Origin of the sequence: Allobosea lupini, assembly GCF_900109525.1 — a bacterium.
In the GTDB taxonomy this organism is placed as follows: Bacteria; Pseudomonadota; Alphaproteobacteria; order Rhizobiales; family Beijerinckiaceae; genus Allobosea; species Allobosea lupini.
Genome location: NZ_FOAN01000015.1, coordinates 1 through 12,921, shown reverse-complemented (window position 1 = coordinate 12,921; position 12,921 = coordinate 1). Strand labels below are relative to the sequence as shown.

7 protein-coding genes and 2 pseudogenes are annotated in these 12,921 nt (G+C 63.9%); 6 read left to right on the top strand and 3 right to left on the bottom strand.

Annotation, left to right across the window (positions count from 1 at the left end):
- Nucleotides 1-342: 342 nt before the first annotated feature.
- Together BMZ21_RS30520 and BMZ21_RS30515 are read right to left on the bottom strand one after the other, a co-directional pair.
- The gene (locus BMZ21_RS30520) at nt 343-996 is read right to left on the bottom strand and encodes a hypothetical protein (protein ID WP_167561787.1); all 654 of its coding nucleotides are present in this window, start codon (nt 994-996) and stop codon (nt 343-345) included.
- A 108-nt stretch (nt 997-1,104) separates the two neighbouring features.
- Nucleotides 1,105-1,677, bottom strand: coding sequence for a hypothetical protein (locus BMZ21_RS30515; protein WP_208862390.1), 573 nt, complete (start codon nt 1,675-1,677; stop codon nt 1,105-1,107).
- A gap of 24 nt (nt 1,678-1,701) precedes the next feature.
- Here BMZ21_RS30515 and BMZ21_RS30510 point away from each other — a divergent pair, with 24 nt between their 5' ends.
- The 6 genes and pseudogenes from BMZ21_RS30510 to BMZ21_RS30905 all read left to right on the top strand — a co-directional run.
- Nucleotides 1,702-9,066, top strand: a complete 7,365-nt coding sequence (locus tag BMZ21_RS30510) for a hypothetical protein (protein ID WP_208862389.1) — start codon at nt 1,702-1,704, stop codon at nt 9,064-9,066.
- A 528-nt stretch (nt 9,067-9,594) separates the two neighbouring features.
- Complete coding sequence (locus BMZ21_RS27805) at nt 9,595-10,407, top strand: helix-turn-helix domain-containing protein (RefSeq protein ID WP_091842564.1); 813 nt, start codon at nt 9,595-9,597, stop codon at nt 10,405-10,407.
- A gap of 28 nt (nt 10,408-10,435) precedes the next feature.
- Entirely contained in the window at nt 10,436-10,627 is a 192-nt protein-coding gene (locus tag BMZ21_RS31185; protein ID WP_208862388.1) for a DUF3224 domain-containing protein, read from the top strand.
- Nucleotides 10,628-10,840: 213 nt separating this feature from the next.
- Nucleotides 10,841-11,461: a GNAT family N-acetyltransferase gene (locus tag BMZ21_RS27795; RefSeq protein WP_167561784.1), complete on the top strand. Its 621-nt coding sequence runs from the start codon at nt 10,841-10,843 to the stop codon at nt 11,459-11,461.
- 84 nt (nt 11,462-11,545) lie between these two features.
- Nucleotides 11,546-12,025, top strand: a pseudogene (locus BMZ21_RS30910) (zeta toxin family protein).
- Nucleotides 12,026-12,094: 69 nt separating this feature from the next.
- Nucleotides 12,095-12,465, top strand: a pseudogene (locus BMZ21_RS30905) (DDE-type integrase/transposase/recombinase); the annotation flags it as partial.
- On the opposite strand, the gene BMZ21_RS27780 reads toward BMZ21_RS30905, so the two are convergent.
- Nucleotides 12,368-12,883: a MarR family winged helix-turn-helix transcriptional regulator gene (locus BMZ21_RS27780; RefSeq protein WP_091842554.1), complete on the bottom strand. Its 516-nt coding sequence runs from the start codon at nt 12,881-12,883 to the stop codon at nt 12,368-12,370. The pseudogene BMZ21_RS30905 and the gene BMZ21_RS27780 sit on opposite strands and share 98 nt — an antisense overlap.
- Nucleotides 12,884-12,921: the final 38 nt, after the last annotated feature.

The window sequence follows — 12,921 nt, the reverse complement described above, 5'->3', positions numbered from 1 at the left end:
AACTACTCCGCCTCCATGACCAATGCGGCAGGCCGCAATCCCAAGATCATCTGGGCCGGAGACCTGAAGCCGGGCCAGGCGAACACGCCCCAGGGGCAGGCGCTCATCGCCAAGCAAGAGCGTGTTTTGATATTGCTGGCGCAGCTGCTGGCGAACTCGCTGGCCAACAGCGATCCGGCGAAGGCGAAGGAAAACCAGGTCCTCGTCGCCCAGATCAATGCGATTATCCTCAATGACGAGTCGACGGTCGCAGGCCAGGAGGCGCATGACCGCGGCGTCGAGACGGCGGCTGCCGAGCAGAAATATGGCCCTGGCACCGCGCAGAAGCCGCAGATGATGCCGTCAGGCGGCGGCGACTGGATTCAGTCGAATGGCCAGTGGGTCCATCCGGAAGTCGCCCGCGCCCGTGCCGCGCAAGGCTCTGCCGAAGGCCGCGCTGTCGAGGCCCGCGCCAAATCCGACGAAGCGACCGCCCAGCTCGCGGTCTACGCCGCCGACCCGGAGTACCGCTCGGCGGTCGCCGGCGCCAACCGCACACTGGCCAAGACGCTCGCGCCGGAAGGCATCACCTTCGAGATCAAGGCAACCAAGCCGCTCGCCCAGGCGCAGTCCGACCTCAAGGATTCGCAGGAAGTTGCCGGCAAGGCGACGCAGAGCCGCCAGAAACGCGAGCAGGCGGAAACCGTTCTTGTCGATGCGTTGGAGGACAAGATCAAAGTGCGCGGGCCGCAAGGGCCCAACCCCCAGCAGGTCAGGGCGGCGAATAGCCCCGAGAGCAGCAAGGTCTCGGATCGCAGATCCGACCATGGGGACAAGAGTGTCAGGGCCGGGTTCGCCGAATATGGCCAGCTCTCTGCTGAGGCCGACCTGCTCGATGTCGAGATCAGCGAGCTGGTCGCAAAGCAGCTGGTACGGACGACCCAGCCCAATACGCCCGAGCGCGCCGAGGCCGACCGGATGCTCGAAACGGCCGGCAACCAGCGCAAGGTGGCGCAAGCCAACCGCGACGTCGCGGTCAAGGCCAGCGATCTCGCAGATGCCGAACGAGACCTTGCTGGCGCGCAGCTCGAGGCTGCGCCGGTCGAGGACGCGGCGCTGAACAACCTACGGAGCAAGAGCCCGCATCTCTTCGAGCAGGACGGTTTCACCGACGGTAAGCGCAAGTATTCCGGCACGCTGCAGAGCGTCTCGGTCGACGACGATCCAAAGGACGGGCAGCTCTACGCAACCTTCGTCTACGAGCACAAGACGCTGGTCATCCCGCTGACCTTTCAGCCCGGCGCCAAGAATGTCCGGCGCAGCGATCACGAGCGCGACATCGATATTGTTTGGAGCAATGTCGCCGGATGCGGTCCCAACGGCCTGCTCGGTGCGCAGCAGCGCAAGCAGGCAGCGGAAAAGGCGTACACTTCGAGTACAATTACGCAGATCGACGTCAATATCGCGATCGCAGGCAAGACCATCCCGACGCTCGAGAAAGCGCTCGACACCGCGCTCACAACGACAAGGCCGGCGATCCCGGTTGGCGGTCCCGGCGAGGTCGCGCCTTTCGCCGGCGCGGTCAAGTCGACCATGAACGGCGTGGAGGTCTGGGTTCATCCAGAGGTCGCGCTGATCCTGTCGGCGCTCGACGCGACGCGGGAGCTCGACAAGGATCTTCGGGTGCAACGCGAGCATGCGGTTGCCTGGCACGATTATGCGGTGTTCACCGCGGCCCAGCCGACCAAGCTGCTCAACGACGATTCGAGTCAGCACCAGAGCAACATGCAGGCGGCTTATTATCGCGGCAGGCAAACCGAGGCGACGCGTCAGATCGAGCTGACCTTCGGTGCGATGGCGCAGCAGAGCCTACCGGACGGCAAGGCCCTTTTTGGGGCCGAGCACCTGCTGGGAGGCAGAAATCTCAAATCGGCGTTGCAGTCGGCCGGCGCCGGTGCCGACGAGGCCGATAGGATGGTCGGCAAGATTCAGGTCGTCGGTGGCGACCAGGCACAGGTCACCTTCGTGCCGTTCCAGTACATCGATGCCAGCGTCGGCTCGCAGCAGATGCTGTTCGCGATCGTGCGCGGAACCGACGGGAAGGACCATGTCGTCGATGGTCGTGGTTCCGACTACGCCCTCGATGGACGCAAGCCGGAAAACATCAAGTCCTTCATCGAGACTTACCAGAACGACAACGACCTGTTGGACAGCGGCACCATCGTCGTTCCGCAGAACCTCGCCTTCACGGCTAAGGGTGACAAGGTCGAGACCGAGGCCTACCAGGCCCACGTCAAGACCTTCGTCGAGAAATACGTCGACCCGATCGCGACCGGCGTGGCCGCGGGTGCACCGCTGTTGATGCTGATCCCCGGCGTCAATGTCGTCGCGGCTCCACTTGCTATCGTCGCCGGTACCTATGTCGGCGGCAGGCAGCTGCAGGAATTCGGAGAAGACATCTACTACGGGCGCGAGATCACGCCGGGACGCCTGATCATGGAGACGCTCTCGGCGGGAGCGACGATCTTCCCGGCCACCGCTTCAGTCTCACGTGCGATCGGGCTCAGAAACGCAGGTATGACCACCGTCGCGTCGCTGCGCACCTCGATCGGGGCGACCTACAGCCGAACCCCCTATTGCCGCCATGCCGGCGAGATCATGCAGAGCGCCACCGGCGGAACGATCGGATTTGCCCGCACGCTCGATCTTGCCTCGATCGCGGCCGGCTCGCCGCTCCTCGCCGTCTCGGCCTTCAACTTGATGGCTCATGGCGATGATCCCGGCATGAACCCGCTGATGGAGCTGATGAGCTTCGCCTCGGGCGTCTACGGCACGGTGTCGGGCCTGCATGCCGGGATCGAGCAAGGACGGGCGGCACCGCAACCCGCAACGTACAGGACACGACATGTAGCGAACGCAACGACATTCGCTCATCACGCGCCAGGGACGGCCGCCTTGCCAGGCGGCCTTGGGGGGTTGGGAACAGCGCGTGGCGGCGGCTCGCATGGCGGAACAATCGTTGTGCAGACGCAGCCGACATCAGGGCCACAGGCCGGTCGGAACGGAGGCAGCGGGCCGGCCGGATCTGCCAAGCCGAACAAGAGCGGCGTCGATCCGGTGATCGGCGCCGAGGGGTCGCCAGCGCCTCTGGCCGCAGCCGCCGCTCTGCCGAATGTCGCCGACGCCGTGGCGGCAAGTCAGATCGCTAATGTCAGCAGTACCGGGCACGGCGACACTGGCAACGGCAACGCGGATCAGCAGGCACGCCCAGGGCGCTCAGCAGAAGAAGGGGCCGTAAACGGTCCGCGGCAAGGCGAAGCCGACGACCGGCCGTTCATGCCCCTGTGGCAGCAGACCCGGCAATCGCCGGATGGCTTGGCGCTTCCGGCGGATCGTCGTGCCGAGATGGAGGCTGCCGGCAAGGATATTCCGCCAAGCGGTTGGCAGGCGGCAAAGCCCTGGAAATGGCAGGAGAATGCGCCCGACATCCGGTTCTCGTTGCTGGGCCGGGTCAGGATCAATCCCGGCCCGGCTGGCGACGCAGTCAAGGCGGCGCTCGGTGCCCAGGTCGATTCGACGCCGGTCGGCTCGCCGACCTGGCGCTCGTACATGGCCGGTGTCGGCGTGCGCAGCAATATCAGGGCGATCGGCGCCGCCATGGGCCAAGGCCCGGGGGCGGTGCGCGACGCCTTGCAGTCAGAGGCAGGTCTCTCGATCCGGCCGAACGAACACCGCAACGTCACGGGCGCGCAACTCGGGCTTCCGATTTCGCACCAGACGGCCTTCCAGTTCAAGGGAGCGGATTTGATAGCAGCTGGAGAACAGCTGATCTACGGCGACCCCTCGCAATCCGCATTCGACCTGATGCCGAAAGCCGGGCGCGTCATGCCCGCCGCCAAGGGATCGGATCAGCCGCAAGGCCATGTGGTCGAGATCGTCTACGGCCTGTCATTGCGTTCGGAAGCGGTCACGCTGAAACCCGGCGAGACCGATGTGTTCGGTGCACCAGCGAGCAACGCTGCCGGTTTCGTGCGTTTCCAGGACGGTGTGCCCTACAAGAAGGTGATGCTAGAGGACAAGCTCTACCTGCACCCCGCCTGGGTCACCGAACTGCCCACCTCGATCTCCAAATTCGTCCCGCGCGTGGCGCTGGAGCGCCGCTACGAAGTCGCGATGGACGCGACGTTCCATCAGGACTTCACGGTTTCGCGCGAATTCCTGGATCTCAACCAGGTCGTGCTCGGCAAGCTGCGGCTGCGCACGCAGGTCGTCGTCAACAATGCCGACGATGCCGCCGCGCTGGCTGCGGCGCCATCGACTGATAAGCTCCAGGAGCTGCTGGCGAAGGGCGCAGTCGATCAGGACCAGCGCCTGACCTATGTGCGCGGATCCGGCAGTGGCTTGCGTCAGTCGGCGGTCCCCGGTCTGCCGCTCAAGGAGACGATCGTCGACCTCGCCGGCAATAAGCGGCGCGTCTGGTCGCCGGGTTCGAGCCGGCTGGAAGTGATCGTCAACGAAAAGTTCGAGCCTCGCGGGCTGATCAATCCCGACCGCCCGCTGCTTGCCAAGGCGCCCACGACATTCAGCCACTACATTCCGTCCGACGGGCCGATCTTCTGGGGGCTGTTCGGCGATACGCAGAATGTCGCGCTGACGGTGGACCGAACCGTTGCATGGTCGGTGCCGGCACTGCCGGTTGGAGTTCCAGGCGTTCGCTGGCTGCAATTGCCGCTGTCGGCGAGCATTGAGGGCCGGTTGTTCTACCGGACCAAGCTGCCGGAGACAGCTCCGGCTGTCGCTGCCGAGCGGACGACGAGCTGGGAGTTCCCCCAAGGCGATGGCTTGACCCTCGCGGTCGAGGGGCCCCGTTGGCTGAAGCGGCTCGACGCGCGAGCCGAGACGGGACGCGTTGCGGTCTTCCCGCGCGGCGGCAACGAGGCGGTCGGCAAATGGCTGAGCCAGCTCGAATCGGTTGCGAGCCCGAGCCAGAAGCAGGCCGTCGCCGATTTCAGGCGCGACGTTCTACCTGGCCTCAAAGACGAATCCTTCCTGACGCCAGCGCAGGTGTCAGCCGTGCACGATTTCATCGCCGGGCAGGCGCGGCCGAAAACCGGCAGGCCGGAAGACGGCGTCGTCGTGCTTCGTCCCGGCGCGCTCGAGCTGCCGCTCAAGGCTTGGTACGAGACGCATGGGTTCACGGTCGAGATTTCCCGGCGCGATCCGATGCCGCTCTGGGACACGGCGCGACAGAATCCCGAGACGCTGAGGGTAAGCAGCGAGCAAGATGGCGAGAGCACCGGCCGGCCGGCGAAGCCTGCCACTGAAATCCCCGATGCTTTGAAGCCATATCTCTGGTCAGTCGGATCGTCGCACGCACTCGATGCAGCCTCCGGGCCCGGAGACCTTCGCCATCTGACCGACGGCACAGGCGCCACGCCCGAAGACATCATGGCGCGCATTCGCGACAGGCTGGAGCAGGAGGCGAACAAGCCGGAGCCACGCGATCTGAGCGCCGCGGCCCAGCCGTCGGGCGGGCCCACCCACCAGCTGATCGCCAAGGGCCGCGGGCTGGTCGGCCAGTCGCCGGACAAGAAGGTCGACGGTTCGCTGAATCGCGTGCTCGACTATCTGGCCGGCGCGCGCGAGAGCACACCGGGCTATCGCCAGGCCATCGTCGACCTCGGACATATCGTCCGTCACATCGAGAACCCCGGCCAGGGGGCCTTCGATGCACGGCTGCAGGCTGCGTTGGACCGCGCCGATTCCTTTGCGCTCAGTCGGGCGCTGGGTTCCGGGGCCGAGTGGCCGGTGACCGTATCGCTGCAACCGGCGGCCCCGAAACCAGCTGCTGGGCAACAGACCGCCAGTGTCCCACCGAGCGCTTCCGCCATGCCGGTGCGGACGGCGGGCTCGGACGCGTTGCTCGCGCCCGACGCCGTATCGGTGATCGGCCAGCATGGCGTCTCGCTGATGCCGAACCTGTCTGCCACGGTGAGATCGGCCAAAGCCTTCAAGCCGACTCCGGATGACGTTCTTGCGGTCGGGCAGTTTCCACTGCCTTCCACCGATCCCGCCATCCAAACCAGATTCGCGCTAACGATGCAGCTGCCGGTCGACGTCTACGGACAGCAGGTTGGCGCTCCCGGCCCAGGACTGCGTACGGCCGACACCCAGTTCTTCGACACCTATGCCGCCGCCGCCGTCGCGGTCGCCACTCTGCCGCCGCCGAAAGGAAGCTTGCGCGGCGGTTTCGTCTATAAAGTCCAAGCCGATGCGAAGGACATTGCCGGCATCGGAACGCTGGCCGAGATTCCTGTCGACTGGCTACCAGCGGCTCAGTTCATTTATCGAAGCGGAGACGTCTTTCCGGCGATCGCCCTTCGGCCGGTGGCGGGCGCTAGCGCCACAAACCAGCCGGCAATCGTTACGCAGACGCCGGCTATACCGACGGCCCAGCCGCATGTCGGCCAAGCTGGAATCGCCAACAAGGCTTCAACCGACCCGATCGCCGAAGCCCGGCAATCGCCCGACATCACGGCGCGGCCGGCTTATGCCGGGCCGGACAGCGGCTTGCGGAAGAGCTTCGTCGACCCTGCAAACGCGTATTGGCGCAAGAAGACTGCGAACGGGAAGCTGCCCGAACCCGACGATCAGATGAAGGCGCAGACGGCGTATCTGGCTATCGCTCAATCGCCGGACGACCACGCCCTCAAGGGCCGTCCCCTGCACAAGAAGGTAACGGACTATGCGACGAGGCGAGTGCCGCACCTGTTAGGCTCGCACGACTACACGGCAATCCGTTACATCGAGGGGCCGGTGCCGCCGCAGCAGATCATGGGCGGGGGAGGGCCTCACCCGGCGCTTAACCTGTCGGAGTTCACGCTACATTCGACGTTCGAAGGCGCGCGCGAGGCAGTGCAGCAGCGCCCTGCTTCGGCGAATAGGAAAGGGCGCAAGCAGGCGGCGCCGGGCGGTTATGTCTACCGGCTCGTCGGCCCCAAAGACAAGCTGACCGAGGCGATCGCCTCGGGCGTCATCGATCCGAAACTCGTCGAAGGCGGATTGCGCATCTTCGATGACGGCAGCGTCTACCCCTACAGCGTCGCCAATCGCGATGCCACCTATGCGCCCAAGCCCGGCGAAACCTTCGTCAAGGCGGACCGTCCGCTCGAAGGCAAGGACAAGCGGCGTATCATGCTGACCAGTGTCGGCTATGTCGGCGGAGCCGCCTTTGGCGCCTATACGACCGCCAGGATCGGTACCGGAAGCCATATCGGCGCGCGCGACCTTCTGTCATCGCTCGCGATCTATGCCTGGCTCTTCCGCGGCGGCGTCGCCGGCATCAGGCAGGGCGCCAAGATTCGGCTGCAGAAGCGGCAGGACAGTGCCGCCCTCGTTTCGAACGTCGCGCATGACAATTTCAAGCCCGGAGAGGCCGTCCTCGACCAGCTCAATCGCCAGGTCACCGGTGGCCGCGGGCGGCGGCTCGGAATCGCCAAGCCCGATCGCGAACGATATGCCGACGCGATCGAGACGGCCCAGCAGGCGATCGCGAAGGGCAAGGCGCCGGAACCCGACACGATGAAGGTCGTGCGCGAAGCGGTCGTCGACGTCGCGACGCAGCCGCTGCTCGGCAGGCGCGGTTACATTCATCGCGTGGGGAACAAGTCCGAGATCGAGACTGCGGCTGCCGAACTGCATCAGGATCCGACACAGTCGACCCCTTGGCTCACGATCGCCGACGCCCATCTCGATATCCTGGCGCGGCGGACCACCGGCTGGCGCGGCGCCGTCTGGGGTCATAGCCGTGCCGACCGGATGAATTATCTCCTCGCCTTCGAGACGCTGCGCGCGAACCGTCTGGATGCGGAGGCGATGAAGGTGCTGGAAACCGCGCCGGGCCGGCTGATCTCGCCGAATACGCCGACCGGGCGCATTCTGGAATTTGCGCGCTATGCTAGCTTCGGCATCAGCAACGCGAACACCACGCGTCTGGTGACCAACCCGTTCCTCGATCCCGCTGCCTATCGCTATCTTGGCGTGCTCGACACCTTTGGCGGCGCGGCCGACCTTGCCAGCAATTCCGCAAGTGCGGCATTCCTTTTCGGCAACATGCCCGGCGTCATCGGAACGGCTTCCAAGCGTGGCGTCGGCGATGCCGACTTCAACGCTTCCAAGAAGGCAGCTGATGAACTCCACGCGGCGTCGACCGGCGGCAATGTGCCGGCGACCGCTGCTCAGCCAAAATCAGCACCGCCGACACAGGGCACCGGGAGCGGCTCTGCCGGAAAGAACAAGAAGCCGCATCCAACCTATCCAGCGACAAGTGGTGGAGGCAAGATCATCGGCCCGATCCGCCGCTTCTTCGTCGGCGGCGGCGATCCGAGAGCCGTGTACCATGACGGCCGGCTGCCCGACGGCCCGCCGGAGGCGGACGGTACGCAAAAGTACAAGCCGATGCACAAGCCGTCGTTGATCCAGCGCTGGCCGCAATACGCCTCCGCCGGCGATACTTATGGCATGGTGCCGTTCTTCGTCGCCGATAGCATCCATGCGGCGAATGCGTTTGCAGCGGGGCAGCCGGTGCTTGGTGGTATCGAGCTCCTCAAGGTCGCCGCCGACTGGTACGTCTTCCGCGGCGCGCAGAAGGACTACATCGACGAATATCGCTCCAATCGCGGCATGGGACCGATCGTCTGGCACAGCCGCGTTACGGATATGTTCAATGCACCGTTGAACGGTGCCGAGCGGAATCCATCGAGCATCGACAAGCCATGGCTACGTTACGGCCTGCCGCCGCTGGTGCTGCTCGGCGCGGCGGTCGCCGTTCGCGTCGGCCTCAGCCTGGTGTTCCCCTGGGAGCCGATCGAGGAGCCGCCTCAGCCCGTGCCTACTCCAGACCCAGCACCGGCGCCAGATCCCATGCAGACGCCACCATTGTACGGGCCGGGCGGACCCAATCGACCGATTGCGAACCTGCATGGCGACGCAGGAGAAGAACCGATTGATTCAAACGTGCCGGTGGTGAAGTCATTGATGCGGTTCGTCACGACCGAGGAGAAGAGCGGATCGACCCTGGCTGCCTGAGCGGGGTCTGGCAGGCGGCTTCTGGAGCTGGTCTGCGACTTCATCGGCCTGGACGAATTTGGCTACCTGCACTTTGCCCAGTCCCGTGATCAGCTGCTCGTCCACCTGGTCAGCAGGCTCCAAGAATGACTATAGCCCGTAGCGCCTGTCTCACTCTGAAGCTAACCCGAATTTGGTTCGCGCTCACTGGGGCGCGGCTCGCGCGGACAGCCGATACGATTAGCAGCCGGCAGGCATCCGGGAGAGTAGGGACGCCTGCAATCGGGACCTGCGCCGGATCCGGCTCGGCGCCAGCGCGCCACCGGCGGCCGCGGCCATCAAAGCCAACGCGAAACGAAGGTTGACAGGGGACATGCTGGGCTCTCGAAGCGCGGTGCGGCGGCGCTGGCTATTTGTTGGGAATCTTGCATCGACTACCTCGCAGGTAGCTGCTTTACGGCGGCGCGAAGACAATAAGGTCCGCCGCAATTAGTGGTATCCATACGCGGTGTATGGTTCTGACGATCGCAGCCGAAGCGGAACGAGGCCATGTCGAAGGCGCAGATCGGTGGTCTTCTCGCGCAGAGGCGACGCGCGCGGGGCATCTCGCAGCTAGATCTGGCGCTGCGTCTGGGCATTTCGCAGCGCCATCTCGGCTTCGTCGAGACCGGGCGGGCGGGCGTCAGTAAGTCCCTGATGATCGGCTGGATGGAAGCGCTCGAGTTCGAGCCGTCCGAGGCGAACGGTCTCCTGATACGATCGGGCTTCACCGCGATCGAGCTCGACATCGACGGTGATCGCGATCCGATGCACGACCTGGCGCGCGTGCTCGAGGCGCACGAGCCCTTTCCGGCCTTCTTGTTCGACGCCTCCTGGAGAATGCGGCGCATCAATCACGGCGGACAGAGACTTTGTGCACTCCTGATGCCGCAATTCTGGCGGGGAACCGTGGAGCCTGAGGCGGGCGTCGACATGATCGCGGCGATGATCGACCCGGGAGGCTTGTTCTCGCAGATGATCAATGCCGCCAGTGTTGGCGACGCATTGCTGCACCAGCTGCGGATTGAGCAGGTTTTGCATCCCGAAATCGGTGAGCGGGTAGACCGGCTAGAAAAGCGGCTCCGGCATGAGTTCAACCTCGATGGAAGGAGGGAGAGGCGCCAAACGCTGCGCTCGCTGGAGATGGTCTTCGTGAGCGCAGCCGGAAGGCTCAGCTTCGTCACAGCTCAGTTTATGGCCGGGCTACCGCAGGATGCCCGGCCATCCTCACTTCGGATGGAAGTCTGGTTTCCGACCGACGAACTGACTAGGCGCGTCATGTCCCGGCTCGCCGGCGCAGGTGCATGGCCATGCGCGACATAGGCGCGCTGTTGCATAGCTCATCGGCAGCTTGAACGAGCTCGAAGGTGCGTTCAATTTCATCCACTGCGCCTCGACCAAAGGTGGCGATCCAGCAAACGAATTCTGCCTAATCGTCGATGGGAGCGGAACAGGCGGATTGGGTGCCATATCCGGCTCAGGCGGAATAAGGGTCTGCGAGGCAGGAAAGCATCATATTTGGTTCGACGACGAAATCTCGTGACGCGATCGTTCACTCGCAGCCGTCGAGGGGCGAAGATCACGTAAACAGAACGATATGGTGCTCGGCAAGTCGAGGGCAGAGGCTTGCCTTCCTGACGGCTGGGAGGACGGCTGCTCGCGATCCTGCCCCAACGTCGACAACTGCAGGCACCGAGCAGAAAGCCGTGGCTCGGGGCACTGCAGTCAAAATCCATTTAGAGGTGAGTTGCAGGGGATGCCTGTCAAGCCTAGTGAAAGATTCAAATATTCCTTAAATGAGGTTATTGTTATGATGCTAATCTCAAGAAGATACACGCTTCGGGATTTCACAGAAGAAGATCGTTCGGCCTTTGTCTCGTATCAGGACGACCCGCGGTATCGCGAATTGTATGACATCGCAACAGGTGATGACGAGAAGGCTCAGTCGCTTTTTTCGATGTTTCTCGATTGGCAGCTTGACCGGCCTAGACTGAATTTCCAGCTTGGTATCTTCGATAAGTCCAGCGGCAAGTTGTGCGGATGCGGCGGTGTCAGGGTCAAAGCCGAAGATCGGAAAGTTGCGGTGTTGGGCCTGGAACTGGCTCCCGAATTATGGGGCCGCCACAAAGTTGCGATCGAGGTTGGAGAATGTCTCGTCCGCTTCGGTTTTGAAACGATCGGTTTGGACGCTTTTGTGAGTGACACGTCGAGTGGCAATAGCCGTGTCATCAAAATTGCAAAGCGGTATGGCGCGGTTCAGGTGGCGGAAAGGCCTGGGCCCGCCTGGATGGAAGCTCGGGGATGGAAAGAGGTCGATTGGTTGCTTACGCGGCAACAATGGAATCAACGAACCTTCGGCGCCACCGCAAAAAAATGACACGCAGGGCTGAGGCCTTATCCCTTGTCGGGCATGTTCAACAAGGATTTCATCATCTGGTCTGCGAGGAATGGGCAGAATCGCATGAAGCGCGGAGATGAAGTGCTCATTTTGACGGGCGCTCCGGGGTCCGGGAAAAGCGCGGCCGCGAAGACACTTGCGCGAGAATCCGGATCATCGAAGGTCCACCTTCATTGAGATGACTTCTGGCATTTCATCAAGACTGGAGCGATCCCACCGCACCAGCCGGAAGCACATGATCAGAACACGGTCGTTTAGAGGTTGTCGCGCAGGCTGCCGGAGGTTACGCGGAATGTGGTTACTTCGTCATTGTGGACGGCATCGTCGCGGCACGCCGCCCTCGACGTGACGATTCTTCGCTGCCAGGAGCGCGGGGGGAGCACATTGACCGATCCCGGTCCAATCACGGAAATCCACGACCAGTTCTCATCGCTTGGGCACCTTGAGCGGCACGCCCTGCCGGTCGAAGCTCATTCAAGGCAAGACACTCTGGCGGCGGTCATCGAGCCCGTACGAAGCGGAACCTATCTCCTGTTGGATTGACAAGGACACCGGCAAGCGGCCCAGTCGGACAAGCAGAGTCGGTATTTATGCGCGTGGGCTATCACTGAGCTTCGCCGGCGCGGCGGCCGCAAAAGGGCATTGGACACGCGCAGACCCATGCTCGTACCTGATCGGGCCATTGCGCGTTGGAGCCTCGATTTCCTCTCCGCCACGATCACGGACGGCGGAGCGTCCGGTTCGTCGCCATCATGGACTACACGAGCGAGTGCCTGACGCTCGTTGCCGACACCTCGCTCTCGGGCCTGCGCGTGGCTCGAGAACTCGATGGCGTCATTCTGCTGCTCGGCCGGCCGGACACCGTCGTGTCCGACGGCACGGAGTTCACCTCGATGGCGATCTTGCGCTGGTGCCAGGAGACCGGCGTCGCGTGGCACTATATCGCCCCCGGAAAGCCGATGCAGAACGCTTTAGTCGAAGCTGCCTGACCAGGCGATTGAGCTCGGCGAGGTGGCCGGGCGTCTCTCCGGAGGCCAGGAGCAGTTTTTCGTTCAGGCAGCCCGTACGGAAGCGAAGGCTGTCGCCGTCCGGGGTGAGCGCGATGATCACCTGGCGCTCGTTCTCGGGATTGCGGGTGCGATGCAGCAGGCCGGCTGCTTCCATCCGCTTGAGCAGCGGCGTCAGCGTGCTGGACTCCAGGGCCAGCTGCTGCGCGATGCCGCCGACGGTCTGGGCATCCTCGCGCCAGAGCACGTTGAGCACGAGATACTGCGGGTAGGTCAGGCCGAGGTCATCCAGCAGAGGCTTATAGGCCCGCTGGATCGCGATCTCCGCGGAGTAGATCGAGAAGCAGAGCTGATCCTCCAGCGGTACTGGCGGAGCGGTGGTGGCTTCGGTCATCGGCGGGCCTCCCGTTGCGGTTCACGGAACCGTGATCT

Coding starts and splice junctions, on each gene's coding strand:
- BMZ21_RS30515 (WP_208862390.1), bottom strand. CDS start 1,677: ATGCTCGCGTTGCACCCGAAGATCCTTGTCGAGCTCCCGCGTCGCGTC.
- BMZ21_RS27805 (WP_091842564.1), top strand. CDS start 9,595: ATGTCGAAGGCGCAGATCGGTGGTCTTCTCGCGCAGAGGCGACGCGCG.
- BMZ21_RS27795 (WP_167561784.1), top strand. CDS start 10,841: ATGCCTGTCAAGCCTAGTGAAAGATTCAAATATTCCTTAAATGAGGTT.
- BMZ21_RS27780 (WP_091842554.1), bottom strand. CDS start 12,883: ATGACCGAAGCCACCACCGCTCCGCCAGTACCGCTGGAGGATCAGCTC.